This window comes from Aeromonas sp. CD (assembly GCF_033349375.1).
Taxonomy (GTDB): domain Bacteria; phylum Pseudomonadota; class Gammaproteobacteria; order Enterobacterales; family Aeromonadaceae; genus Aeromonas; species Aeromonas hydrophila.
Genome location: NZ_CP137631.1, coordinates 961,786 through 985,633, shown reverse-complemented (window position 1 = coordinate 985,633; position 23,848 = coordinate 961,786). Strand labels below are relative to the sequence as shown.

Annotated in this window: 23 protein-coding genes; 7 read left to right on the top strand and 16 right to left on the bottom strand. The window is 61.5% G+C overall.

The genetic code is table 11. The features are described 5' to 3' along the window. Positions 1-22 precede the first annotated feature (22 nt). The 3 genes from R2E40_RS04565 to arcB form a co-directional block, all read right to left on the bottom strand. On the bottom strand, positions 23-226 hold the full coding sequence (locus R2E40_RS04565; RefSeq protein ID WP_011704847.1) for a hypothetical protein: 204 nt from the start codon (positions 224-226) through the stop codon (positions 23-25). A 322-nt stretch (positions 227-548) separates the two neighbouring features. Continuing rightward, positions 549-1,904: a dGTPase gene (gene dgt / locus R2E40_RS04560; RefSeq protein ID WP_318164867.1), complete on the bottom strand. Its 1,356-nt coding sequence runs from the start codon at positions 1,902-1,904 to the stop codon at positions 549-551. 28 nt (positions 1,905-1,932) lie between these two features. Next, positions 1,933-4,245 carry an aerobic respiration two-component sensor histidine kinase ArcB gene (arcB, locus tag R2E40_RS04555; RefSeq protein ID WP_016349595.1) on the bottom strand — a complete coding sequence of 771 codons (2,313 nt, stop codon included), beginning with the start codon at positions 4,243-4,245 and terminating at the stop codon, positions 1,933-1,935. Positions 4,246-4,452: 207 nt separating this feature from the next. Between arcB and R2E40_RS04550 the strand changes: the two genes are divergently transcribed. Beyond that, positions 4,453-5,451, top strand: a complete 999-nt coding sequence (locus tag R2E40_RS04550; RefSeq protein WP_318164866.1) for a DUF2860 family protein — start codon at positions 4,453-4,455, stop codon at positions 5,449-5,451. A 68-nt stretch (positions 5,452-5,519) separates the two neighbouring features. Here R2E40_RS04550 and R2E40_RS04545 read toward each other — a convergent pair whose 3' ends face one another. The 4 genes from R2E40_RS04545 to R2E40_RS04530 all read right to left on the bottom strand — a co-directional run bounded on the left by R2E40_RS04545 (position 5,520) and on the right by R2E40_RS04530 (position 8,440). Continuing rightward, positions 5,520-6,218 carry a DUF3334 family protein gene (locus tag R2E40_RS04545; RefSeq protein WP_318164865.1) on the bottom strand — a complete coding sequence of 233 codons (699 nt, stop codon included), beginning with the start codon at positions 6,216-6,218 and terminating at the stop codon, positions 5,520-5,522. 98 nt (positions 6,219-6,316) lie between these two features. Then, entirely contained in the window at positions 6,317-6,754 is a 438-nt protein-coding gene (locus R2E40_RS04540) for an HIT domain-containing protein (protein WP_318164864.1), read from the bottom strand. Between the two features lie 72 nt (positions 6,755-6,826). Further along, a complete protein-coding gene (locus tag R2E40_RS04535) occupies positions 6,827-7,468 on the bottom strand; it encodes a DUF2057 domain-containing protein (RefSeq protein WP_318164863.1) in 642 nt (213 codons plus the stop codon). 72 nt (positions 7,469-7,540) lie between these two features. After that, positions 7,541-8,440: a LysR family transcriptional regulator gene (locus R2E40_RS04530; RefSeq protein ID WP_024944316.1), complete on the bottom strand. Its 900-nt coding sequence runs from the start codon at positions 8,438-8,440 to the stop codon at positions 7,541-7,543. A gap of 98 nt (positions 8,441-8,538) precedes the next feature. Between R2E40_RS04530 and R2E40_RS04525 the strand changes: the two genes are divergently transcribed. Further along, entirely contained in the window at positions 8,539-9,141 is a 603-nt protein-coding gene (locus tag R2E40_RS04525) for a short chain dehydrogenase (protein WP_318164862.1), read from the top strand. A gap of 142 nt (positions 9,142-9,283) precedes the next feature. Here R2E40_RS04525 and R2E40_RS04520 read toward each other — a convergent pair whose 3' ends face one another. From R2E40_RS04520 to dapA, 3 genes are all read right to left on the bottom strand, one after another. Then, complete coding sequence (locus R2E40_RS04520) at positions 9,284-10,387, bottom strand: phosphoribosylaminoimidazolesuccinocarboxamide synthase (RefSeq protein ID WP_318164861.1); 1,104 nt, start codon at positions 10,385-10,387, stop codon at positions 9,284-9,286. 65 nt (positions 10,388-10,452) lie between these two features. Continuing rightward, on the bottom strand, positions 10,453-11,577 hold the full coding sequence (gene bamC, locus R2E40_RS04515; RefSeq protein WP_318164860.1) for an outer membrane protein assembly factor BamC: 1,125 nt from the start codon (positions 11,575-11,577) through the stop codon (positions 10,453-10,455). Continuing rightward, entirely contained in the window at positions 11,570-12,457 is an 888-nt protein-coding gene (gene dapA / locus R2E40_RS04510; RefSeq protein WP_045790562.1) for a 4-hydroxy-tetrahydrodipicolinate synthase, read from the bottom strand. The genes bamC and dapA overlap by 8 nt, the downstream gene beginning before the upstream one ends. A 283-nt stretch (positions 12,458-12,740) precedes the next feature. On the opposite strand from dapA, the gene R2E40_RS04505 reads away from it, so the two are divergent. From R2E40_RS04505 to R2E40_RS04495, 3 genes are all read left to right on the top strand, one after another. After that, a complete protein-coding gene (locus tag R2E40_RS04505; protein ID WP_146054394.1) occupies positions 12,741-13,274 on the top strand; it encodes a glycine cleavage system protein R in 534 nt (177 codons plus the stop codon). A 21-nt stretch (positions 13,275-13,295) separates the two neighbouring features. After that, the gene (gene bcp, locus R2E40_RS04500) at positions 13,296-13,760 is read left to right on the top strand and encodes a thioredoxin-dependent thiol peroxidase (RefSeq protein ID WP_318164859.1); all 465 of its coding nucleotides are present in this window, start codon (positions 13,296-13,298) and stop codon (positions 13,758-13,760) included. Positions 13,761-14,171: 411 nt separating this feature from the next. Next, positions 14,172-14,672, top strand: coding sequence for a YfbU family protein (locus R2E40_RS04495; RefSeq protein WP_011704833.1), 501 nt, complete (start codon positions 14,172-14,174; stop codon positions 14,670-14,672). A 55-nt stretch (positions 14,673-14,727) separates the two neighbouring features. On the opposite strand, the gene yfbV is transcribed toward R2E40_RS04495, so the two are convergent. Beyond that, the gene (yfbV, locus tag R2E40_RS04490) at positions 14,728-15,168 is read right to left on the bottom strand and encodes a terminus macrodomain insulation protein YfbV (protein WP_011704832.1); all 441 of its coding nucleotides are present in this window, start codon (positions 15,166-15,168) and stop codon (positions 14,728-14,730) included. 302 nt (positions 15,169-15,470) lie between these two features. On the opposite strand from yfbV, the gene R2E40_RS04485 reads away from it, so the two are divergent. Further along, on the top strand, positions 15,471-16,673 hold the full coding sequence (locus R2E40_RS04485) for an acetate kinase (protein WP_171280179.1): 1,203 nt from the start codon (positions 15,471-15,473) through the stop codon (positions 16,671-16,673). Positions 16,674-16,724: 51 nt separating this feature from the next. Next, the gene (gene pta / locus R2E40_RS04480; RefSeq protein ID WP_017410280.1) at positions 16,725-18,896 is read left to right on the top strand and encodes a phosphate acetyltransferase; all 2,172 of its coding nucleotides are present in this window, start codon (positions 16,725-16,727) and stop codon (positions 18,894-18,896) included. Between the two features lie 405 nt (positions 18,897-19,301). Here the strand turns inward: pta and ilvN are convergent, their stop codons facing one another. The 5 genes from ilvN to R2E40_RS04455 all read right to left on the bottom strand — a co-directional run bounded on the left by ilvN (position 19,302) and on the right by R2E40_RS04455 (position 23,794). Further along, positions 19,302-19,796 (bottom strand): acetolactate synthase small subunit, encoded by a 495-nt coding sequence (ilvN, locus tag R2E40_RS04475; protein ID WP_011704829.1) that lies wholly within the window; start codon positions 19,794-19,796, stop codon positions 19,302-19,304. A 91-nt stretch (positions 19,797-19,887) separates the two neighbouring features. Further along, the gene (locus R2E40_RS04470) at positions 19,888-21,606 is read right to left on the bottom strand and encodes an acetolactate synthase 3 large subunit (RefSeq protein WP_011704827.1); all 1,719 of its coding nucleotides are present in this window, start codon (positions 21,604-21,606) and stop codon (positions 19,888-19,890) included. A 389-nt stretch (positions 21,607-21,995) separates the two neighbouring features. After that, positions 21,996-22,148 carry a hypothetical protein gene (locus tag R2E40_RS04465; RefSeq protein ID WP_011704826.1) on the bottom strand — a complete coding sequence of 51 codons (153 nt, stop codon included), beginning with the start codon at positions 22,146-22,148 and terminating at the stop codon, positions 21,996-21,998. A gap of 36 nt (positions 22,149-22,184) precedes the next feature. Then, a complete protein-coding gene (locus tag R2E40_RS04460) occupies positions 22,185-23,294 on the bottom strand; it encodes an MJ1255/VC2487 family glycosyltransferase (protein WP_318164858.1) in 1,110 nt (369 codons plus the stop codon). Continuing rightward, complete coding sequence (locus tag R2E40_RS04455; protein ID WP_043162413.1) at positions 23,294-23,794, bottom strand: phosphatase PAP2 family protein; 501 nt, start codon at positions 23,792-23,794, stop codon at positions 23,294-23,296. The genes R2E40_RS04460 and R2E40_RS04455 overlap by 1 nt, the downstream gene beginning before the upstream one ends. Positions 23,795-23,848: the final 54 nt, after the last annotated feature.

The window sequence follows — 23,848 nt, the reverse complement described above, 5'->3', positions numbered from 1 at the left end:
AAGGGGGCCAAGCCCCACATCATCAGGTTATTCGGTTCCCGAGTCGGAAGCCGGTTTGATATTCCCGCTCACGGATGTGGGCGATCTGCACATTTTGCCCTTCCAGACCGATGTCCTTGAGCAGAGCAGGCGACAGATGCAGGTAGCTGACACGACGCTCCAGCCGGGTAATCCGTTTCTGGACCAGGGTTTCGACGGTGCGCAGCAGGGTCAGTTCGATAGACATAATGTTCTCCAGTTGAACGTGCGGTTCCCCCGGAGAGAAGAGATCACCCTGCGGGACAACCGCGGGTGATGAAAAAGCAGGTGTTACCTGTTTCCTCCACGCGGCAGAAAAAGAGCACGAGTCTTCGCGCTGCTGATGCAGCGGTCGAACGCAACGTTTAGCATTGAATGTTGCATATCCGTCTCCTTACCGAGTGAAAGTTGAACAAGTTGCCACAGTCTAAAAAAAGACCGAATTTTATACAAGAACCTCACCCCCCATATGGGGAGGTGAGTCATCTATCAATACTCATCCGGCACAGGCAGACCCATGTCACCTCGGCTCAGATCCCGGACAACAGCCGGAACTCCTCCAGCGCATAGGTATCCGTCATGCCGCTCACGTAGTCGAGCAGCAGCCGCACCCGGAAATACCACTCCTGCTCCGCCCCGTCGCTGAAGCGCGGATCCCTACTAGCCACCGCCAGCCGGTACGCCTTGAGATGACGGGCCGACAGTCGATGAAACAACCGGCGGGCGAAGAACAGCTCGCTGCCCCCCTGCCCGGCCAGCAGCCGCTCGAACTGTGCGGCCGGCAGCGCCAGCAGGCAGGCATAGGTGGAGAGCACCCCGCGCAGGGCGGCATAACCCTCCAGCTCCAGCGCCTCCACCTCGGGGCGCATGAACACCAGCTCGCGAGCCACCTGTTTGAGGGTATCTAGCACCCGCGCCGCCGGTGCCTGACCGTGCAGCAGGGCCTGGGGATAGGCGCCGCTCAGGATCTGCGGGTGCTCGCTCACATAGGTGTGAGCGGCCAGTTCCACCAGATCCCGGGTCAGCTGCTGGCGAAAATGGGGGAAGAAGCCCCTGTCCGAGGCGGTCGCCTCCGCCAGCAAGCCGGCCATGTAGGCGCCGTCATCGGCCAGCCGCAGCGCCTGTTGCAACTCATTCAGGCTGAGGATGCGCCGGTCCACCGCATCTTCGAGGTCGGCGATGCAGTAGGAGATATCGTCGGCCGCTTCCATGATGTAGACCAGCGGATGACGGCAGCCGGGCGCCAATCCCAGGCTCTGGCCGAGGGCGCGGTAGAGGGGTTGTTCGCTGAAGAAGATGCCGCGCTTGCTGGCCCAGCCGTGATGCTGGCCGCCGTGCAGGGGTTGCTGCGGGTACTTGCACAGCGCCGCCAGCTGTCCCAGGGTCAGGTTCAGCTCGTGCAGGCTGTGCACCAGCCGCAGACTCTGGGCGTTGCCGTCAAACACCAGCAGATCCCGGCGAAGCGTTGCCCACTGCGGGCTGGGTGCGCTGCCAAGGGCCTCGGCAAACAACCCATCCAGCGCCTGTGCCAGCCATTGGCTCATCACCTGCTCGCCGAAGTGACCAAACGGCGGGTTGCCGACGTCGTGCAACAGGCAGGACATCTCCACCAGATTGATGAAGGCCCCCTCGCACACCGACCCCGCCGGCAGGGCCGCCAGAATGCGGCGGCTGATCTGGCGGCCGGTCTCCTGCACCTCCAGCGAATGAGTGAGACGGCTGCGTACCGAGGCCTTCACGTCGAGCGGAAAGACCTGGGTCTTCTGCTGCAGTCGGCGCACCGGCGCCGCCTGCACGATGCGGGCGCGGTCCTGCTCGGTCGCCTCCAGCAGATCTTCGTCACCCCAGCGATGGATTCGCTCGGGGGTAATCAAACGGCTATACATGTTGCGGCTCCTTGCCTGCGGCTCGCATCTACGAGAGCAGCCAGCGCTTCAAGCGGGCGATATCACCCGGACATTCACGGCGCAGCGACTCTATCCAGTCTTCCACGTTCTCCCACCAGGCGGGATGATCCGGGCTCTGGATCAACTGGGCCAGCTGCTGCAGCCGGCGCAGACCGATGGAGCCGGCCGCCCCTTTTATCTTGTGCGCCTCCTCCACCACGCCGGCCTGATCCCGGGCAATCATGTTGGAGTCGAGCACCGCCATGTAGTCGGGCATCATCTTCTCGAACAGCTCGACGCTGGAGATCAGCACCTGCTTGCCCACGGTATCGGCGTAATCGGTGAGGAAAGGCAGATCCAGCAGCGCATCCTGACTGTCTGCATCCGCCTGTTCGTCCGCCTCATCCTCGGCCAGATCGGCAAACAGGTGGCCAATCACCTCCCGCACCGCCTTCGAACCGAGCGGCTTGTTGATCACATCCTGCATGCCGTGATCCCGGTAGTACTGGCGATCGCCGGTGGCGTTGGCGGTGAGTGCCACCATGGGCGGTAGGCTGTCGCCGTAGCGGGCGAGCAGTTGTTCCGCCACATCGAAGCCGGTCATGTCCGGCAGCTGGATATCCAGCAGGATCAGATCAAAATCGTCGGGATTGGCCATGGCCAGCGCCTGGGCACCGTCCCGCGCCACCTTGACCTCATGGCCCAGCTTGTTGAGCAGGGCACAGGCCACGGTCACGTTGAGCTCGACGTCCTCCACCAGCAGGATATCGAGGCAGGGCATCTCGGGCTCGGCCGCGGGCGTCTGGGCGGCGACGCAGTCCACCTCCAGCTCGGCGGTGAAGCAGGCGCCCTCGCCCGGATCGCTGTCCACGTAGAGCTGGCCGCCCATCGCCTGCACCAGCTGGCGGGATACCGCCAACCCGATGCCGGTGCCGGTGGCATGCTTCTTGCCCTGCACCTGATAGTACATGGCGAAGATCTTCTCCTGCTGGGCGCGGGGAATGCCAACCCCGGTATCTTCCACCTCGAAGTGCAGCGCCAGCTTGCCCGGTGTGTCGGCCGGGTGGGTGAGGCAGCGCACCGTCACCCCACCCTCGTCGGTGAACTTGACCGCATTGCCCACCAGATTCCACAGCACCTGGCGCAACCGGGTCCCGTCCGCCATCACGAACTGTGGCACGTCGCCATCCCGGTCGAAATGCAGATAGAGCCCTTTCTGCTCAGCCTGGATACGTGACAGCGTCTCCAGCTCGTCGAGGAAGGCAGGCAGGTCGATGGGGGTCGGGGCGATTTCCAGCCGGCGCCGGTCCAGCTTGTCGAGATCGATGATGTCATTGAAGATGTTGCCGAGCGTCACCGCGCTCAGGTGAATGGTCTTGAGCTGCTGGTGCTGCTTGGGATCGAGCGGCGTATCCATCAGCATCCGGCTCAAGCCGACGATGCCGTTGAGCGGGGTGCGCAGCTCGTGACTGATGGTGGAGATGAAGGTGGTCTTGTCGCGGCTCGCCTTCTCCAGCTTGTCCTGATACTGCTTGCGCTCGGTGATGTCGCGGCCAAACCCGAGCAGGCCGAGCCGCTTGCCGAAACGATCGAAGAAGGGCACCTTGCGCAGCTCGAAGTAGGCCTTGCGACCGTCTGGGTACTCCAGCCACTGCTCATAGGTGAGCGGCTCGTTCTGGGCGAAGACCTGCTTGTCGGTCTCCACCACCTTGCTGGCAATGTCATGCTTGTAGACATCGAACGGGGTCAAGCCGATGAGCTCCGCCTCCACCTTGCCGGTCAGCTCCTCCATGGCGCGATTGCAGCCGGAGAACTGCTCGTCTTCGTTGCGGTAGTAGACCAGATCGGGGGAGCAGTCGATGAAGGAGCGCAGCAGGGCGGTGCGCTCCCCCAGGTGCAGCTGGGCCTTTTCGCGCTGGAACACCTCGTTCTCCAGATCCTCGATGGCCTGCTGGCGCAGGGTCTCGGCCCGATTGGTCTCGGCGATCTGGGCGTTGAGGCGGCTGATGTTCTCCTGCAGCTGGCTGTTGAGCTCGAGATCCCGCTCACGCATGTCCTGCAGCTTGCGCACCATGCGGGTCAGCCGCTGGCGGGAGTCCTCCAGCTGATCCACCACGATGGAGAGAAAATAGACGGCCCAGGGGGTGACCAACAGGCCGAAGAAGACCGAGCGCACCAGGTCGACGATGTCCACGGTGCCGCGCAGGAACAGGGTGACCCCCATCTGGATCGAAACGGCCAGCACTATGATGCCGGTGGCCAGGAACATGCTGAAGCGCACCAGTCCCAGCTTGGTCATCAGGTCGACGTAATATTGCGCCCAGGATTTGATTTGTTTCATCTTATTGTTTTCTCCCCGATATTCGCCGAACAGAATACCAGCACGGCGCGCCGAACTCTTGTGCCGTCGCACGATAAATTATCGGTTAACCTCCTCCGCCCGCTGGGGTAGCATGCCGGAGTCAATTCGGTCAGCCCGGGTTAAGCCTGGCTGGCTATAATATTCGGCCGTTCAATTCAACCAACTGATATTTCAGGAGTCTCATCGATGCGTAATCTCACCCTGCTGAGTCTTGGCCTGCTGGCAGCCAATGCCGCCCACGCCGATCTGGGCGAGATCCCCAAGCAGTCCGGCTGGTCCGGTTTCCTGCTGGGCGGGGTCAACGCCGTCAGCTACAAGTCCAACTTCTATGCCGGCGATGACAACCACAGTCGCATCAATGACCTCGGTTCGCCCGACAGCGAGAGCGGCCTGACGCCGCTGCTCAACGCCGATATCCGCTACACCTTTGCCGATACCCGTACCCAGATCTTCCTCGGCAACCTGATCCAGGACGCGGTACGCTTCGACTTCACCCAGCAGCTCGGCCTGCGTCAGGAGATGGGTGACAAGGGCATAGTCGCCACCTCGCTGGTGTTCAACGTCATGCCGGTCGAGCTGTGGAGCGATCCCTTCGCCACCGGGGTGGATCGCAGCTCCACCGATGTGAAATCGAAAGGGGCGCGTTTTGCCTGGGACAAGATCTGGGGCAGCAACTTCTACGGCAACCTGACCACCCGGGAGGTGGACATGGATGAGGAGCGCAGCGGCCAGCAGTATGATCAGAGCCACGGCACCCACTACGCCGACATGCTGGATCGCAACGGCAAGATGCACGACATGGAGCTCTCCTACCAGTGGCACTTTGGCGGCAACCAGCTGCTGGAGCCGGCCATCGTCTACAAGCAGGCCCGCCTTGACGGCAGCGCCGAGAGTTTCAAGAACACCGGCCTGAAGCTGACCTATGCCAAGCGCGGCCCCAAGTGGTCCTTCGTCAGCAACCTCTATACCGGCAAGCGCAAGTATGACGAGGCAAACCCCATCTTCGGCCAGCGTGCCGATGCCGACGAATTTGCCATCAACGGCACCTTCTTCTGGCACAACCTGTTTGGCGTCAACGCCCTCGCCGCCACCTTCACCGCCGCCTATGCCAACGCCGACTCGGACATCAACTTCTACGACAGTCAGTCCACCCGTTTCAGCACGGGTCTGCTCTACAACTTCTAAACCCGACCCGCATCAACAAACGAGGCCACCCCATGGGTGGCCTCGTCATTTGCAACGGCCTGCGGCCATCAGATCCCGAGCGAGTCGAGCAGATCGTCGTGATCGTTGGCCACCGGGGCGGCGACCGGAGCCGGCTGGGCAGCCTCGCGTTTGGTCTGGGCGATCAGGGCATCGGGATCCAGTTCCTCCTGATCCATGCCGTCGTTGTGGATGCGGATGAACTCGGTCTTGTCCATCGCCAGCTCCAGATAGAAGATGTTGTTGCGGGCGGTGAAGAAGGTGACCCGGCGCGACTCCGGACTGTCGAGGTTGGTATCGACGCTCAGCATCACCTGCTTGTTGAGGGCCAGCATCTTCGGCTGGTTCTGGGTGATGTGAGTCTGCAGATCGCGGCCGACCTTGACGGTGAAGCTGCCGACGATCTGGTTCATCAGCTCGCCCATCACGTTGCTCACCTCGTCCGAGGTATGGGAGATGGCGAGATCTTCCTTGGAGAGCCCCATGCTGAGCATGTAGCTCTCGTACAGCTCCATGGCGGCGGAGGCGGAGAAGTTGATCACCACCAGGCCGGAGAAGCCGCCGTCAAACAGCACGAAGCAGCCGATATCCGGCTTGAGGCAGGTCTTGCTGATCCGCTGTACCATGCCGGAGAAACGCACCTGACTCTGGGTTGCCGCACTCAATACATCCGTGACCGAATGGCACAGGCTCAGCAGCACGTCCTCTGTGGTCAATACGGTATCGTTGTCGGCTCTTGTCACTATCATGGGACCTTCCTGAACATCGAAAATGGGCTTATCTATACCATAACTCTAACAGATAGCGCGGCTTGGGCTTCGAAATAGCGAGCCGCCTCTCAGTTGATTCAATTGTCAGTGCCAAGCAGGCTGAATCCGGCCAGATTGGCCAGCTTGAGACGCCAGCTGGCCGCCTCTGCCAGCAAGGCGGCATCCTCATAGGGCACGGAGGGATAAGCCCCCCAGATGGGACCGGGCCAGGCCTTGTCGGTACTGAAACGGGCGACATGGTGCAGATGCAGCTGGGGCACCAGATTGCCAAGCGCCGCCACGTTGATCTTGTCCGGCCGCAGCGCCTGCTCCATCAGGGTGGCGACCGCGCAGGATTCCTCCATCAGCTGCTGTTGCTGCGCCGGTGCCAGGTGGTGAATTTCCCGTAGATTGGCCACTCTCGGCACCAGGATGAGCCAGGGGTACTGGCTGTCCTTGGCCAGCAGGACGCGGCAAAGGGGCAGATCGCCGAGCAGGCGGGTATCTGCCTGCAGACGGCTGTGCAGTTCAAACATGAAGACCTCGTTGACGTAAGGTGGGCGCGATGCACGATGAGAGCACCCACGTTACTGCAACGGGCCGCAAACTTAAAGTCGCGGCACGGCCCAGCTGACAAAGCGCTTGCGAAGCGCAGGGTCGGCCTTGAGGAAGAGTTGCTGCAACTGGCCCTCCAGCGCGCTGGCCGCCACCGGTTCAACCGCACCGGCGGTTGCGGTGACAGGCACGACCGTGCTCAATGCCGCCTTGCCACCGCTCTGATTGTATTCGGCGAGTTTGGCTCGCCAGTCCATGCCAATCAGCATGCCGCTGGTAACCAGCGCATCCTGCTGGCTGGCAATGCGCTGGCCACCGGCCTGCAGACCCATGACCGGAGACTCGGCATACTGCGCCATGCCCCTGTCATCGCTCGGCAAGTTGGCGACCAGTCGTACCTGCTGCTGGCTGGCTTGATAACGCAGCACCTGCGGCGCGGAGCGCAGCTGGCGGTCATTCTCGCTGCTGCTGCGACTCGGGATCACCCCTTCATAACGCACCAGCAACTGCTGCTCCCCATCCGGCAGAGTGGCATGCTGCTCGTCGTGCAGTGTGCCCGCACTCACCGCCAGGATCTGGAAATCCGCCGGCACCGTCACCTCGACGGCCGCCCACGTCGCACTGCCCAGCACCATCTTCATGCCCAGCGCTGCCCACAGCAGCGATACCCCACACCCGTACCGATAACCCTTCATGTTTGCTCATCTTCCTGTTCGCGTTGATGGGCGCAGGCTAGCAGCCGAAGATGACAGAAAAATAACGGCGACTCAGAGCAGGTAGTGGGGGCGCTCGGCAAACCACTGGGCCAACACCTGCTTGAACAGCCGGATCTTGCGTGGCACTCGCCGCTGCTGGGCGTGCAGAACGTGCAGCGGGTGCAACCCGGTCTGCCACTCCGCCAGCACGGTGACCAGCTCTCCCTGCGCCAGCCAGGGTTCCACCAGCATCAGCGGACACTTGGCGTACCCCATGCCGGCCCGAGCCAGCTGCAGCACGGTACTGTAGTGGTTGGCCCGCACCTTGCCCTGCACCAGGATGTGCGCCTCCTCCTCCCCCTTGCGAAAGTGCCACTGCTCCCAGGCCGGGTTGTGGCCCTGCAGCAGGCAGGGCCGCCCGCCCAGCTCATAAGGGGTAGCGGGGATCCCCTCCCGCGCCAGCAGGGCGGGGCTTGCCACCACCACGTCCTTGAGCCTGCCGAGTGGCAGGGCCACCAGGTTGTCGGGAATGCTGCTCATGGCGCGCAGGGCGATGTCGTGCTCCCCCTGGCTCATGTCGATCATGGCGTTGGTGAAGTTGAGTTCGACCTGGACGCCGGGACAGAGCTCGGCAAAGCGGGCCAGCAGATCGTTCACCATGCGATCACCGGTACTGACCGGGCAGGTGAAGCGCAGCCGGCCGCCATCCTCCTCGGTCAGGGCCTGGATATCCTGCTCCGCCTGGCGCGCCAGCGCGAAGATCTCGCCGGCCTGCTGATAGAGGGTCCGGCCCGCCTCGGTGAGGCTGAGTCGGCGAGTGGTACGCTGCAACAGCTGGGCATTGAGGGTCGATTCCAGCGCGCTGACGTGACGGCTCAGCATCCCCTTGCTCACCCCCAGGCTGTCGGCCGCGGCCGAGAAACTGCCCTTTTGCACCACCTCATAAAAACTGGCCAGGTGGGAGATGTCCATTCATTAGCTCCAATATGGAAACAATGCGTTTATTTTACGCGCTTTTTCTCCCTTTTCATCGCGCTATAATCAACATATCCCAACCAGGAGTGAAACAGATGAAGATTGTGATTGTGGGTGCCTCCGGCACCGTCGGCTCCGCCGTCAGTGAGTTGCTCGCCAAAGACCACCAGGTGATCCGAGTCGGTCACAGCCAGGGGGACGCCACGGTCGACATGCGCGATCCCGCCTCCATCAAGGCGCTGTTCGCCAAGCTGGGCCAGTTCGATGCGCTGGTGGTGGCCAGCGGCAGCGTGGCCTTCAACGCTCTCACCGAGATGACCGACGAGCAGTGGCAGGTGGGACTGGAGAGCAAGCTGATGGGCCAGATCAACCTGACCCGGGCCGCCATCCCCCACCTGAACGACAAGGGATCCATCACCCTGATCAGCGGCATCCTGAGCGAGGAGCCCATCAACTGGGGGACGAGCGCGACCACCATCAACGGCGCCATCGAGCACTTCGTCAAGGCGGCGGCCTGCGAGCTGCCGCGGGGTCTGCGCATCAACGTGGTGAGCCCGACCGTGCTGACGGAGTCGATGGATAAATACGCCAGCTTCTTCCCGGGCTTCGTCCCCGTACCCGCCGCCAGGGTGGCGCAGGCCTACCAGAAGTCGGTACTGGGGGTGCAGACCGGCCAGGTGTTCAGGGTCAACGGCTGATTGCCGCCCTGCTGCCGCCCAGTCGGTACGGCAACAAAAACGGGCCCCGTGATGGGGCCCGTTCCATTGCTGTCAGCATGCCGACTTGCTGTTGGCTGATGGCAAACGTTTGTTTTTACGGCAACAAAAAAGGCGGTGTGCCTCAGTCGATCAACCCGTACTGCGCGCGCAGCACTTCGATGATCTCCTGCTTCGGATTGGCGCTGCGTACCAGCGGCTGACCGATGATCTTCTCGGCAATCCCCACATAGGTGTTGGAGATGTCCATCATCACCTCGGTCGGCAACTTGTTGTCGAGGGCCAGGGCGAAGCGCTCGGGCATGCGGTGCTTGTTGAGCAGGATGTCCGGATCCGGGAAGTGGTTGAGCAGCCACTGGCGGAAACCCTCTTTCGACTTCTCGACGATCTGGCCGTCGCGCAGGGCGGCGCCATCCCAGATGCGGGAGCTGTCGGGGGTGCCCACTTCATCCATGTAGATCAGCTTCTCGTTGCCGGCGGCATCATTGACGTAGCCAAACTCGAACTTGGTGTCGACGAAGATCTGATCCAGCTCGGCCAGCGCGTCACTGATGACGTTGAAGCCTTCCTTGAGCAGCACTTCGTAGCGGTCGATGTCGGCCGGCTTGCTGAAGTTGAAGCCTTGGTAGTGGCGTTCGATGTCGGCACGGGAGACGTTGACGTCGTCGGCTTCCGGCACGCCGTCCAGCCCAGTCAGCACGCCCTTGGTGGAGGGGGTGATGAGGATCTCGGGCAGCTTCTGATCCTTCTTCAGTCCTTCCGGCAGGGTGATGCCGCAGAACTCGCGCTCGCCATCCTTGTAGGCACGCCACATGGAGCCGGTGATGTACTGGCGGGCAATCGCCTCGATCATCACGGGACGGGCTTTTTGCACGATCCAGACGAAGGGATGGGGGATGTCCAGGATGTGGCTGTCGGCCAGCCCCTTCTCCTTGAACAGTTTGAACCAGTGGCTGGAGATGGCGTTGAGCGCAGCCCCTTTGCCCGGCACACCGTTGAGCCCGTCCACGCCCTGCCAGATGCAGTCGAAGGCCGAGATCCGGTCACTGATCACCATGATGGCGAGCGGCGCATCTGCCGGCACGTCGTAACCCTTCTCGCGGATGAGGCGGGCACTGTCTGCGGCGGTCAGCCAGTAGACGCTGCGCACCTTGCCGGAATGGACGGGTTTATCGGTACGGATCGGCAAATCGTCGTTCACCGCCAATACTTGATCTGCAAGACTCATGGTAAGTAACACTTCCTGTTTGTGGGGGGTTTACATAACAAAACAGGGGCACAAGGCCCCTGTTTCTATTCTGTTTTTGCAGCTTGGTCAGCCAGACCCTTGGCGAATGCCTCGGACAGGCTGATGTACATCTGGGAGATGACACCGGACGACACGGGCTTCTTGTCCTTGTCGAACAGGGTGATGGAGGTCTTGCCCCCCGCCATCTCGCCAAGCTGGAAGCGATACTTGTCTTCGTCCAGCTTGAACGGCTCGCTGCCCTTGGCCTTCCAGAATTCGCTGCCCGGCTCGTCGTACTCCACGTCGATCCAGCCCAGCGACTGCTGGGTATCCTTGATGGTGAAACCGTAGGCCGGCAGCACCTGATTGAGACGGCGCCACACCTGATCAAACGAACCATCGACGATCCAGGCGCTCAGCTCGTTGTTGTCCAGACCCAGTTCCAGCCCCATGCCATCGTTGGCCTTGTGCTGTTCGCGGGACTTGAGCTGTTTGTCGTAGTAGAGCGAGAACTGGTTGAGGGCCCGGGTCGCGTAGCGCTGGGCATCCGCCGGGGTCAGCTCCTTGCTGGTCTCGCCATCGACGGTCTCTTCATGATCCAGCACCCGTACCGACATGTTGACGGCGTGGCGCTGAGGATCGTTGCGCAGGGTGAACTGGTAGCGCTGGCGAATGACGAAGTCATCGTCCTCTTCACTCCAGCCGTCGAGGGCCTTGGTGTTGTCAAACCAGCCGGTCTGCAGCACGCCGGCCTGCTGGTCCAGCTTCTCGGTGGTGACCTTGTACTGGGCGAGGAAGTTCATCAGGAAGGCCCAGGTATCGCGCTCCACGCTCTGGGAGGTGCTGAGGGCGTAGAAGGCCATGGTGGGTTCGCCAGCATTGGCCACCACCTGGCTGCCCGGTACCACGGTCAGCAGCTGGGCGGGTGGACGCACGTCAACCTTGGCACCCAGCGCACCGCCACGGCTGCTCTCGGGCAGGGCCGGAATGTCGAAACTGCTGTTAAAGGCGGGGGTATTCAACCCGGCCGGCACCAGAAACGCACGGCCTTCAAGGCGGGCATCCTCGTACTCGAAACCACGGTTGGCCATCTTGCGTTCCTGGGGTGAGCTACAGGCTGCCAGCACGGCAACGGTCGCCACACTCAGCACCAGGCGCACTGCATTTCCCTTTCCATTTGCTTTAAACACTCGCCATCAACTCCGCAGTCGTCAGTGCTCGCGCCATCGCCTGTTCGCCCTCGGGGGTGAGGTCGGTGAGCGGCAGACGCAAGGTGGCCGTCGCAATCAATCCCAGCTGGGCACAGGCCCATTTCACCGGGATAGGACTCGGTTCGCAGAACAGAGTCTGATGCAACGGCATCAATCGATTGTTGATGTCGTGCGCTCGTCCGGCATCACCGGCCAGCGCAGCACGACACATGTCGGCCATCTGGGCCGCTGCAATATTGGTGGTGACCGAAATGACTCCGTCCCCGCCTTGCAGCATGAAATCACATCCACTGGCATCATCGCCACTATAAAGCGCGAATTGTGCGCCGCACAGCTCGCGCAGCAGCGGCGTACGGCTCAGATCCCCGGTCGCCTCTTTCAGGCCTATGATGCCGGGCACCTTGGCCAGTCGGGCTACCGTCTCCGGTTTGAGATCGCAACCGGTACGACCGGGCACATTATAAAGAATTTGGGGCAGACCACTAGCCTCGGCGATCGCACAATAGTGACGATAGAGGCCTTCCTGGGTGGGTTTGTTGTAATAGGGGGTGACCGAGAGACCCGCCACCACGCCGGTTTCGGCGAAGCGCCTGGCCAGGTCGATGGCATGGGCGGTATTGTTGGAGCCGCAACCGGCGATGACCGGAATGCGTCCGGCGGCCAGCGCCACGGTTTTCTCCACGACGGCGATGTGCTCCTGCTCGCTCAGGGTCACCGACTCCCCCGTGGTCCCGACCGCCACGATGGCGCTGGTCCCGGCGCTGACATGATAGTCGACCAGAGTGGCCAGACTGGCCCAATCGACTTCGCCTGAAGCCAGCATGGGGGTAACGAGGGCAACAATACTACCGCGCAACATGGATATTTCTCCCGATTTTCAGGGGCGTTATGGTAAAGCTGCCCCCTTGGAAAAACAAGGGAGGCCAGGGGCAAGCCGTGTTACCATCCGGCAAAAACCGCACTGCGCGAGCCGCGGTGGAACACGCCGGACGCTGGTCGTGACACCCCGATACCGTGCTCGTTGCAACGAGATTCTCAACGAGGTTGCCATGCAGGATCGCTGGCAGTGGCCCATGGCCAGCCCGTTCGGGCTATGCCACTGCATCCACATTCGCAACCCGCTAATGGACGAGAGAAGATTTATGACTCATTACCTGGTCGTAACGGCCATCGGCACGGACAGGCCTGGCATCGTCAATGAGGTCACCCGCCACGTCAGTGGGTGTGGCTGCAACATTGTCGACAGCCGTCTTGGCATCTTCGGCAATGAATTCACCTTCATCATGCTGCTGTCCGGTGACTGGAACAGCCTGATGCAACTCGAGATAAGCCTGCCCCTGCGCAGCCAGGAGTGGGACCTCATCACCATGATGAAGCGCACCGAACGCCACCAGTCGCTGCAATACGACATCAGCGCCAACGCCGAGATCCTGATCCGGGACCAGCCGGGCATCGTAAGCCAGTGCACCCAGTTCTTCAGCGATCACGGCTGGGACATCCAGGCCATGCAGACCGTCACCCTGGAACAGCAGCCGTTCAACCTGCTCAAGGCCAGCTTTCAGCTCAATCTGGCCAAGCAGGGAGAGGCGGCCGGCTCGCAGACGGCCTTCGCCGGATTCTGTCGTGAACTGGGCGCAGAATCGTTCGAATTCATCGTCAATCACAAACACGCCTGACGGCTCATCCAAGGAGATCCCATGCAACCTTTATCCGCTGGCAGCCTGGCCCCCGATTTTTCCCTGTCCGATCAAGACGGTAACCAGGTACACCTTGCCGACCTGCGCGGCAAGAAAGTGCTCGTCTACTTCTATCCCAAGGCGATGACCCCGGGCTGCACCACCCAGGCCTGCGGCCTGCGCGACGTCAACGCCGAGCTGGCCGCCCTCAATGTGGTGGTGCTTGGCATCAGCCCGGATCCGGCCAAACGGCTGAAAAAATTCGAGGAGCGCGACAACCTGAACTTCCGCCTGCTGGCCGATGAAGATCATGCGGTGGCCGATGCATTTGGCGTCTGGGGCCCGAAGAAGTTCATGGGCAAGGAGTATGACGGTATCCACCGGCTGAGCTTCCTCATCGACGAAGAGGGCAAAATTAGCCATCGCTTCGACAAGTTCAAGACCAGCGATCACCATCAGGTGGTGCTCGACCTGCTCAAGGGCTGAACCCCAGATACCGGTACTGCCTACATGGAAAGGGCCTGCAAGTGCAGGCCCTTTTTTATTCGCATGTCGTTGCCTGCCTCGCGTTGCGGGCAGGAGGCTCGATGCCCGGTCCTTCGGCTCGCCTGCCAGGCAAGTGACTGGCGGCGACGTTCTCATTTGTCATGAAGGCGCCGGCTTGCATCCGCGATGGGATGCCTTGGTGACGGGTCTTTCGGCACGGCCAAATGACGCCCTTATTGTTGCGCCAGCGGGCCAGAAAGCAAGCCGCCAGCCGTTACATTTAATTAACCAGCCGGGATCGACGTTGATTTCCCGCCCCGCTATCTCGCCAACCTCCCCTGCCAGATCAAAAAATTCATCTCATATATCGGTTAACGTGGCCCCAGTTTCATTTTCCAGTGAGAAAAGCCCATGAACATGAGCCACACCGAACGTCTGATCCTGAGCAACCAGTACGAGATCCTGGCCAAACTCAATCCGGAGAAGGCGGCGTTTTATCAACGGGCCAGCACCATCATCGAGCGCGGCTACTGCCTGCAGATCCTCGAACTGGAGAAGAGTTTCGGCCATCTGGATCTGGCCACCTGCCAGGAGGTGATCGACACCCTGGAACTGCACCACGCGCTGGCCATCTCCTGGGGCAACCTGGAAGCAGCCGATCAGGGCGAAATCAATGCCAGCCGGCTGGAGTTCAACGGCTATAGCCGCAGCCAGGAGCGGGAGCTGGCCGACTACGTCTGCTTCCTTCTGGAGGTGGACAAGCGCTTCCCCGAGCTCAAGTGCCCGTGCGACGAGCTCTCCAGCGATATCGCCATGCGCGACAAGTACCAGCGCATGCTGACGGTCTGGCGCCAGTGCCCGCGTCAGTACAAGCTCTCCATCCAGGAGATCCGCAAGGTTCTGGCAGCCTGATAGATATGAAAAAGGCGCCGCGAGGCGCCTTGGTCCGAGTCATGGGCCACAGGCCTCACTCGTAGAGGAAGGATTTGTCCAACTGCTTGAAGGCGGCGTTGAGGGTATCGGCCAGCTCTTCGTATCTGGGCTGGGCCACCAGTTGGCGACGACCGCCCTGCTCGTTCATCTTGCCGTTGATCTCACGATACCAGCTGGCAAGGGAGGGCGGCAGCCGGGTATCGGCGCGCTGACCGAGCCAGTAGTAGCCCTGCAGCGGCAGGCTGAGCAGAAACAGCACCGAGGTCATGACGGAAGGCCAGTAGTGCAGCTCGCCAAACTGGAACTGCAGCATGACGCTGAGTACCGCCAGCGCCGGAATGACCTTGAGGGCGAACTCGGTGGCCTTGATCACCCGATTCTCCGGGAACATGGAATTAAGCTCGGGACGGCGGGGCCAAAGGGTCATATAATGACGGCCTTGCTGTAACTTAGTTCCAAAAATGTTCATGCTCATGCTACCTCCGAGCTCTTTTTGAACGTATTAACGGCAAAACCACGACAATATTTGATGCGCAATAACAAAGGTTGAGGATGACTTTGTTATTTTTCAACAATCGGGTTATCCTTTGTACGCCCAATTTTTGCGCCAACGGCCTGCCGTTGCGCTGTCAGGGACGTCTGGATTTCGGGTCTTGTATCACTATACAAGGGGCAAGCAACAGATTGCCAACCCTCATAAGGATAAGTTGAAAGTTTTTGGACACGGCTCGTCCAACGCATCCTCCTACACAACCCAATCTGCGATAGGATTTATTCATGAGTAAGCTGGTTCTTGTTCTTAACTGTGGCAGCTCGTCCCTGAAGTTTGCTGTCATTGACGCAACCACCGGTGATGACCTGCTGTCCGGCCTGGCCGAGTGCTTCAACCTCGACGACGCCCGCATCAAGTGGAAACTGAACGGTGAGAAAGGCAGTGCCGATCTGGGCGCCGGTGCCGCTCACCAGGAAGCGCTGGACTACATCGTCAACAAGATCCTGCCGCTCAACCCGGAGCTGTCCAAGAACCTGATCGCCATCGGCCACCGTGTAGTACACGGCGGTGAGCGCTTCACCTCCTCCGTGCGCATCTGCGACGACGTCATCGCCGGCATCGAAGCCGCCGTACCGTACGCGCCGCTGCACAACCCGGCTCACCTGATCGGTATCCGTGAAGCCCGCCGCGTGTTCCCGGCGCTGGCCGACAAGAACGTTGCCGTGTTCGACACCGCATTCCACCAGAGCATGCCGGAAGAAGCCTTCCTGTACGCCCTGCCGTACAAGCTCTACAAAGAGAACGGCATCCGTCGCTACGGCGCCCACGGCACCAGCCACTACTACATCAGCCTGGAAGCCGCCAAGCAGCTGAACAAGCCGGTGGAAGAGCTGAACATCATCAACTGCCATCTGGGCAACGGCGGTTCCGTCTGCGCCATCAAGAACGGCAAATCCGTCGACACCTCCATGGGCCTGACCCCGCTGGAAGGCCTGGTGATGGGTACCCGTTCCGGTGACATCGATCCGGCCATCATCTTCTTCCTGCACGACAAACTGGGCATGAGCGTGGCCGACATCAACACCATGCTGACCAAAGAGTCCGGCCTGCAGGGTCTGACCGAAGTGACTTCCGACTGCCGTTTCGTTGAAGACAACTACGACAGCAAAGAAGAAGCCAAGCGTGCCATGGACGTTTACTGCTATCGCCTGGCCAAGTACATCGGCGCCTACGCCGCCGCCATGGACGGTCGTCTGGACGCCGTGGTCTTCACCGGTGGTATCGGTGAAAACTCCGCCCCGATCCGTGAAATCACCCTGAACAAGCTGGGTCTGCTGGGCTTCGACGTCGATCACGACGCCAACCTGAAGGCTCGTTTCGGCAAGGGTGGCGAGATCACCAAGGCTGGTTCCACCAAAGCCCTGGTTATCCCGACCAACGAAGAGTGGGTCATCGCCCACGACGCGCTGGAACTGGTTGGCGCATAATTTCGCTGTAGAGCAAGGCCGCCCAAGGGCGGCCTTTTCCTGATCCCAAAAATGAACAAGGGGTATAAAGTGGCACGCACTATTATGCTTATCCCGGTCGGCACTGGTGTCGGCGTAACTTCCGTGAGCCTTGGCGTTGTTCGCGCCATGGAGCGTCACGGTGTCAATGTCAGCTTCTTCAAACCGGTCGCTCAGCCGCGTCCGGGTGAAACCGGTACCGAGCGCTCCACCGCCGTGATCCGCGCCGCTGCCAACATCAACCCGCCCGAGCCGTTTGCCCTCTCCTACGCCGAGAACATGATCACCTCCAGCAACACCGACATCCTGCTGGAAGAGATCGTGGCCCGCTTCGAAGAGCACGTGAAGGCCAGCGGTGCCGAAGTGCTGGTCATCGAAGGCATGGTGCCGACCGACAAGCAGCCGTTTGCCAACAAGCTGAACTACGACGTCGCCAAGGCGCTGGACGCCGACATGGTGTTCGTGACCCATCCGGGCAACGACTCCAGCCAGAAGCTGAAAGAGCGTATCGAGCTGGCCTGCTCCAACTTCGGTGGCGTCAACAACCCCCGTATCGTTGGTTGCGTCATCAACAAGGTGGGTGCACCGGTTGACGAGCATGGCGTGACCCGCCCTGACCTGACCGAGATGTTCGAGGCCCACCACCACACCTCCGACGCCGCCCATAACCTGGAAGTGCTGCAGGTATTCGGCAAGAGCCCGCTGCGCATCCTCGGCTGCATCCCCTGGAATACCCAGCTGATCGCCCCGCGCGCCAAGGATCTCGCCAAGCACCTGGCCGCCAAGATCCTGCACAAGGGTGAGCTGGACAGCCGTCGTCTGCAGACCGTGACCTTCTGTGCCCGCTCCATCCACAACATGATCGAGCACTTCCGTCCGGGCAGCCTGCTGGTGACTTCCGGCGACCGCTCCGACGTCATCGTCTCCGCCTGCCTGTCCGCCATGAACGGCGTCAAGCTGGGTGCCCTGCTGCTGACCGGCAACTACCATCCAGAACCCCAGGTGATGGCGCTGTGCCAACAGGCCATGGCCACCGGCCTGCCGATCATGATCACCGGCACCAACACCTGGCAGACTGCCGTCAGCCTGCAGAACTTCAACGTCGACATTCCGGAAGATGACCGCGAGCGGATCGAGCTGGTGCAAGACTATGTGGCCGGCCACATCGACAAGCACTGGATCGAGTCTCTCTCCGCCAAGTCCACCCGCTCCCGTCGCCTGAGCCCGCCGGCTTTCCGCTACCAGCTGACCGAACTGGCCCGTCAGGCCAACAAGCGCGTCGTGCTGCCGGAAGGGGAAGAGCCGCGGACCATCAAGGCGGCCGCCATCTGTGCCGAGCGCGGCATCGCCCGTCCGGTCCTGCTGGGCAACCCGGAAGAAATCCGTCGCGTTGCCGAACAGCAGGGCGTGGTACTGACCGACCGCGTCGAGATCATCGATCCGGTTGCCGTGCGCGAGCGCTATGTGGCCCGTCTGGTCGAGCTGCGCAAGAACAAGGGCATGACCGAAGTGGTTGCCCGCGAGCAGCTGGAAGACAACGTGGTACTGGGTACCATGATGCTGGAGCGCAATGAAGTTGACGGCCTGGTATCCGGCGCGGTGCACACCACTGCCAACACCATCCGTCCGCCGATGCAGATCATCAAGACCGCTCCGGGTTCTTCCCTGATCTCCTCCATCTTCTTCATGCTGCTGCCGGACCAGGTACTGGTCTACGGTGACTGCGCGATCAACCCGGATCCCACTGCCGAGCAGCTGGCCGAGATCGCCATCCAGTCCGCCGACTCCGCTGCTGCCTTCGGCATCGAGCCGCGCGTCGCCATGATCTCCTACTCCACCGGCACCTCCGGCGCCGGCGCCGATGTAGAGAAAGTGCGTGAAGCCACCGAGCTGGCCAAGGCCAAGCGCCCCGACCTCATCATCGACGGCCCGCTGCAGTACGATGCGGCCATCATGGAGAACGTGGCCAAGTCCAAGGCACCGAACTCACCGGTTGCAGGTAAAGCCACCGTGTTCGTGTTCCCGGACCTGAACACCGGCAACACCACCTACAAGGCGGTACAGCGCTCCGCGGATCTGGTCTCCATCGGCCCCATGCTGCAAGGCATGCGCAAGCCGGTCAACGACCTGTCCCGAGGCGCCCTGGTGGACGACATCGTCTACACCATCGCCCTGACCGGTATCCAGGCAGCCCAGGCCGAGTAATCGTCCGAGCTTATCCCTGTTGAAAAACCCGCCGCAAGGCGGGTTTTTTTATGGCTGACGGACAGATGTTGATCCGCGAGATCAAATCAGGATCCAGTTAGGATCCCGCATTCTCGTTCAGAGGCCAGCCCGGCAAGGGCGGCGGGATAAGCAAACGCTCACACCCGCCAGAGGCGATTGCACAATTGCGCCCCAGCCGAGATCAGATCCAAATACTTCTTTAAGATCAGCACACTAACGTCAGACACACCGCTAATCTACAGACTTTTCCACAGCTTTTGTGGATAGTTTACCGATCATTTGAAAGAAAATGACAGGTCCGGCCCACTCCCCTGCACCGCCTTGCGCCCATGAAAAAGGGGCTCCGAGGAGCCCCTTTGGACAACAAACCCGCCAGCCACCGGCTCAGGGGCGCAGCGCCTTGTCGGCGCGGGAGATGCCGCAGACACCGGAGCGCACCACTTCGATGATCTCGTTGGTCTGGGCCGCCGTCTTGATGAAGGCATCCAGCTTGTCGCTGGTACCCACCAGCTGCACCGTATAGAGCTCGGGGGTGACGTCGACGATCTGGCCACGGAAGATATCCGCCAGTCGTTTCAGCTCGTCACGACCACCACCGGCGGCGCGCGCCTTGACCAGCGCGATCTCCCGCTCGATGTGCTCACCCTCGCTCAAGTCGCATACCTTGAGCACGTCCACCAGCTTGTGCAACTGCTTCTGGATCTGCTCCAGCACCCGCTCGTCACCCATGGTGACGATGGTCATGCGCGACAGGGTGGGATCCTCGGTGGGGGCCACCGTCAGGGTCTCGATGTTGTAGCCGCGCTGGGAGAAGAGGCCCACCACCCGGCTCAGGGCGCCGGATTCGTTTTCCAGCAGTACTGAAATGATGTGTCTCATGATATTTCCCCCGCCTTGCTCAGCCACATCTCGTCCTTGATGGAACCAAACTTGAGTTCCTTGAGCACGACCGAAATAATATGTTCCATCGTCAGGTTCTCTCCGTCTTGCTCAGCCACATCTCGTCCATGGCGCCGAACTTTATCTGCATCGGATAGACGTGCTCATCCGGGTCGACCGAGATGTCCATGAACACCAGCCGATCCTTCATGGCGAAGGCCTTCTCCATGGCGCTCTCCAGCTCGGCCGGATCGCTCACCGCGATGCCGACGTGACCGTAGGCTTCCGCCAGTTTGACGAAGTCCGGCAGCGACTCCATGTAGGAGTGGCTGTGGCGACCGCCGTAGAACATCTTCTGCCACTGCTTGACCATGCCCAGCGCCCGGTTGTTGATGGAGATGATCTTGATGGGCACCCCGTACTGCATGCAGGTGGAGAGCTCCTGAATGTTCATCTGCACCGAACCGTCGCCGGTCACGCAGCAGACCACCGCATCCGGGTTGGCAAACTGGGCGCCCATGGCGGCCGGAATGCCGAACCCCATGGTGCCCAGGCCCCCGGAGTTGATCCACTGGCGCGGCTTGGCAAACGGGTAGTAGAGGGCGGCAAACATCTGGTGCTGGCCCACGTCGGAGGCCACGAACGCCTCCCCCTTGGTCACCTTGTAGAGGGTCTCGATCACCTGCTGCGGCTTGATCAGGGTGGGGTGGGTCTCGTAGGCCAGGCAGTTGCGCGAGCGCCACTGGCCGATCTGGCTCCACCAGTCCGCCAGTACCTGCTTGTCGTTGTCGAAACCACACTCGCGGATCACTTCCAGCATCTGCTCCAGCACGGTTTCCACCGAGCCGACGATGGGCACGTGGGCCTGCACCGTCTTGGAGATGGAGGTGGGATCGATGTCGATGTGGACTATGGTGGCATTGGGGCAGAACTTGGCCACGTTGTTGGTGACGCGATCATCGAAGCGGGCACCCACGGCGAAGATCAGATCCGCGTTGTGCATGGTCTTGTTCGCTTCGAAGGTGCCGTGCATGCCCAGCATGCCGATGAATTGCGGATGGGTGCCGGAGAAGGCCCCCAACCCCATCAGGGTGGTGGTCACCGGCAGGTTCAACAGCTCCGCCAGCTTGGTCACCAGGTGATCCGCATTGGCATTGATGGCGCCGCCGCCGACGTACATCACCGGGCGCTCGGCCTCCACCAGCAGCTTGGCGGCCCGCTTGATCTGCCCCTTGTGGCCCGACTTGGTCGGATTGTAGGAGCGCAGGGACACCGTCTCGGGATACTGATAGGGAAACTTCTCTTTCGGGTTCTGCACGTCTTTGGGCAGATCCACCACCACCGGCCCCGGGCGGCCACTGGCAGCAATGTAATAGGCCTTCTTGATGGCGTCGGGAATGTCACTGGCCTTCTTGCACAGGAAGCTGTGCTTCACCACCGGGCGGGAGATGCCGATCATGTCGGTCTCCTGGAATGCATCCTCCCCGATCATGCTGGTCGGCACCTGGCCGGACAGGATCACCAGGGGGATGGAGTCCATGTAGGCGGTCGCGATCCCCGTAATGCAGTTGGTGGCGCCGGGACCCGAAGTCACCAGCACAGTGCCCACCTTGCCGGTGGAGCGGGCGTAACCGTCCGCCATGTGCACCGCGGCCTGCTCGTGCCGCACCAGGACATGCTCCATCTTGCCGTTTTCAAAGAGAGCGTCATAGATGTCGAGCACTGAGCCACCAGGGTAGCCGAAAACGTGCTCAACTCCCTGATCTTCCAGCGCTCTAACCACCATCTGGGCGCCTGATAACATCTCCATGATAAAGCCCTCCAGGCTTTGCTCCGTTAAGCGAAAGCTATCGGCAGTCCGCTGCTTCCCGGCACCGCCGGTCCGTGCATTGTTGTTGTCTGAATACGGACCCGGCGAGTTCGGCGCTGTCGATAGTAGAAAAATAGGTTTTTTCCATCATTCACCCGAAAAGCGGGTGAAAAACCAACTTAACCCGCTTGTGAACGCTTGTCCACGGCTTTGTCTGACCAGAACAGTCATAAATTTCAAACAGCTATTAACATTCAGTGACTTGAGAAAAAGGGTGGGGACAATGCGGGGAAGTTGGGGGAATGACCAGCGGATCATGCTGCCACGGCCGCCCTGAATGGAAAAAAATAAGCCCACCGCCAGGGTGGGCCCGCAAGCCTGGCAGGGGATCAGTGATCCTCTTCCGGCTCCGCCAGCCAGATCTGCTGATCCGGATCCGTCTCCTCGCAGACCGAGATACTGACCCCCATGTCCAGCAGCTCGTGCAGGGTGAGATTGTCCGCCAGATTCATGGTGTCGCCGTTTTCATTGGTAAAGCGCATGGTGTCCGTCCTCTCCTTGGTGGGATCCCTCTCAGTCTAGTCAAAGGCGCTCACTTGCGATAACCAACTGCTGTTTAGCGGGCTGCCCCCCTCCAGTTCGCTCAGCCGATCGCACACCTCTTCCGGGAACAAGGTGCGAGCCCACAGCCGGCGAGAGAGCGCCGGCACGCTCTCCTGCGCTCCATCCGCCAGCCAGCCCGCCAGCTCGCTGGCCACATCGGGGTAGATGATCTGGCCAGGGGCGGCGGCATCCAGCCAGGCCCGCACCGCGTTGGCATCGAGCGCATCCATCAGACGGGCCAGCCCCATCAGCTCCAGGGTCTTGCTGTTGGTCAACTGCTCGAACTGGCCCCCCAGCGGCTTGACCAGCAGCTTCTTGCCAAGGGAGAGCGCCTCCGAGGCGAGTTCGAAGCCACCGTTGGTGATAACCCCGCGACAGCCAGCCAGCATCTGCTTGAACCCCTCCCTGGCCTGCGGCTCGAACGCTATGTTGCGCCACTGGCTGGCGCTGCGAATGGCCGGATGAAAGCAGACGAAGCGCTGCTGGTTGAAGCGCGACAGCAGGGCAGCAATCGCCTCGGTCTGCTCAAACGGCAGGTAGACCAGGATCTGCTGATTGTCGGGGGCAGGCGGGATGGCGTCTATGATGGGCGGCAGCAAGGGCTGACCGAAGTGAAACCAGTGCAACCCGAGCGCCTGGCGCACCGGCGCGAAGTGGCGCATCAGCTGACGGTTGAAGCCGCTCTCCCCCCAGCGTGGAATGGGCCAGTCGAAGCTCGCCTGGTGGCTGATGGTGAGACTCGGCTTGCCCCAGCGACGGGCGGCGTGGGCGCTGATCGGCTCGAAATCGCTGATGACGAGGTCGTAGTCGCCGCAATCGAGCGCCCGCATGTCGCGCCAGAAGCGCAGTGGCGAGAGCCCCTTGAGGGTTCGCCAGCCCGAGATGGCTCCCTCGTGGCTGACGAAGGTGATGCCGGGAAAGGCACGATAATCGCCGAATTCGGCCATCTCGAAATAGCCATCTGCGGGGCGGCCGCTGAACAGATAGTCCACCTCCAGACCACGGGTTCGCAGCGCCCGCGCCAGGGTACGACTGCGGCTGATGTGACCGTTGCCGGTGCCCTGTACCCCGAACAGGATCCTCATCATTGGCCCCAGCCGAGCGCCAGCAGGGCGCAGCCACCGCCGAGCAGGGCACCGGCCACCAGATCGCTCAGATAGTGCACCCCGAGCAGCAGACGGGACGCCCCCACCAGCGCGGCCCAGACAAACAGCAAGGGGGCCCAGAGCGGGAAGCTGGCGGCCAGCACGGTTGCCATCAGGAAGGCGGCGGCGGTGTGGCCGGAGGGCAGGCTGTAGCGATCGGAAGGGGTGATGAAGACCGGCAGCCCCACCGGGCGCTGGCGCTTGAGCAGGTTCTTCAGCAGCAGGTAGAGCGGCAGCTCGAAGGCGAAGGCGAGCAGCGCCAGCTTCACCAGCTCGCGCTCGGCCTCCCCCTGCCACCAGAGCAGGGCCGCCAGCACGGCGTAGAGCGGGCCGTCACCGGTCCGGGAGATGAGCCGGCTGATCCTGGCCTGTGGCCGGTTGTAGGCGTGGAGCAGGCAGATACGGCACACCTGCAGGTCCCATTGCTGGATCTTGTTCATAACCCCTCCTTCCCTGAAGTCTTGGAGCAGACTAGGGCGACGGGGTGACACTTG

Excerpts from the sequence above, each read along its gene's own strand:
- R2E40_RS04470 (WP_011704827.1), bottom strand. The coding sequence starts at position 21,606 with ATGGAGATGTTATCAGGCGCCCAGATGGTGGTTAGAGCGCTGGAAGAT.
- R2E40_RS04540 (WP_318164864.1), bottom strand. The coding sequence starts at position 6,754 with ATGTTTGAACTGCACAGCCGTCTGCAGGCAGATACCCGCCTGCTCGGC.
- pta (WP_017410280.1), top strand. The coding sequence starts at position 16,725 with ATGAACAAGGGGTATAAAGTGGCACGCACTATTATGCTTATCCCGGTC.
- ilvN (WP_011704829.1), bottom strand. The coding sequence starts at position 19,796 with ATGAGACACATCATTTCAGTACTGCTGGAAAACGAATCCGGCGCCCTG.
- R2E40_RS04530 (WP_024944316.1), bottom strand. The coding sequence starts at position 8,440 with ATGGACATCTCCCACCTGGCCAGTTTTTATGAGGTGGTGCAAAAGGGC.
- R2E40_RS04495 (WP_011704833.1), top strand. The coding sequence starts at position 14,172 with ATGAACATGAGCCACACCGAACGTCTGATCCTGAGCAACCAGTACGAG.
- R2E40_RS04485 (WP_171280179.1), top strand. The coding sequence starts at position 15,471 with ATGAGTAAGCTGGTTCTTGTTCTTAACTGTGGCAGCTCGTCCCTGAAG.
- R2E40_RS04455 (WP_043162413.1), bottom strand. The coding sequence starts at position 23,794 with ATGAACAAGATCCAGCAATGGGACCTGCAGGTGTGCCGTATCTGCCTG.
- R2E40_RS04550 (WP_318164866.1), top strand. The coding sequence starts at position 4,453 with ATGCGTAATCTCACCCTGCTGAGTCTTGGCCTGCTGGCAGCCAATGCC.
- R2E40_RS04520 (WP_318164861.1), bottom strand. The coding sequence starts at position 10,387 with ATGAGTCTTGCAGATCAAGTATTGGCGGTGAACGACGATTTGCCGATC.
- R2E40_RS04465 (WP_011704826.1), bottom strand. The coding sequence starts at position 22,148 with ATGCGCTTTACCAATGAAAACGGCGACACCATGAATCTGGCGGACAAT.
- dapA (WP_045790562.1), bottom strand. The coding sequence starts at position 12,457 with ATGTTGCGCGGTAGTATTGTTGCCCTCGTTACCCCCATGCTGGCTTCA.
- R2E40_RS04505 (WP_146054394.1), top strand. The coding sequence starts at position 12,741 with ATGACTCATTACCTGGTCGTAACGGCCATCGGCACGGACAGGCCTGGC.
- arcB (WP_016349595.1), bottom strand. The coding sequence starts at position 4,245 with ATGAAACAAATCAAATCCTGGGCGCAATATTACGTCGACCTGATGACC.
- dgt (WP_318164867.1), bottom strand. The coding sequence starts at position 1,904 with ATGTATAGCCGTTTGATTACCCCCGAGCGAATCCATCGCTGGGGTGAC.
- bcp (WP_318164859.1), top strand. The coding sequence starts at position 13,296 with ATGCAACCTTTATCCGCTGGCAGCCTGGCCCCCGATTTTTCCCTGTCC.
- R2E40_RS04535 (WP_318164863.1), bottom strand. The coding sequence starts at position 7,468 with ATGAAGGGTTATCGGTACGGGTGTGGGGTATCGCTGCTGTGGGCAGCG.
- R2E40_RS04545 (WP_318164865.1), bottom strand. The coding sequence starts at position 6,218 with ATGATAGTGACAAGAGCCGACAACGATACCGTATTGACCACAGAGGAC.
- yfbV (WP_011704832.1), bottom strand. The coding sequence starts at position 15,168 with ATGAGCATGAACATTTTTGGAACTAAGTTACAGCAAGGCCGTCATTAT.
- R2E40_RS04565 (WP_011704847.1), bottom strand. The coding sequence starts at position 226 with ATGTCTATCGAACTGACCCTGCTGCGCACCGTCGAAACCCTGGTCCAG.
- R2E40_RS04525 (WP_318164862.1), top strand. The coding sequence starts at position 8,539 with ATGAAGATTGTGATTGTGGGTGCCTCCGGCACCGTCGGCTCCGCCGTC.
- R2E40_RS04460 (WP_318164858.1), bottom strand. The coding sequence starts at position 23,294 with ATGAGGATCCTGTTCGGGGTACAGGGCACCGGCAACGGTCACATCAGC.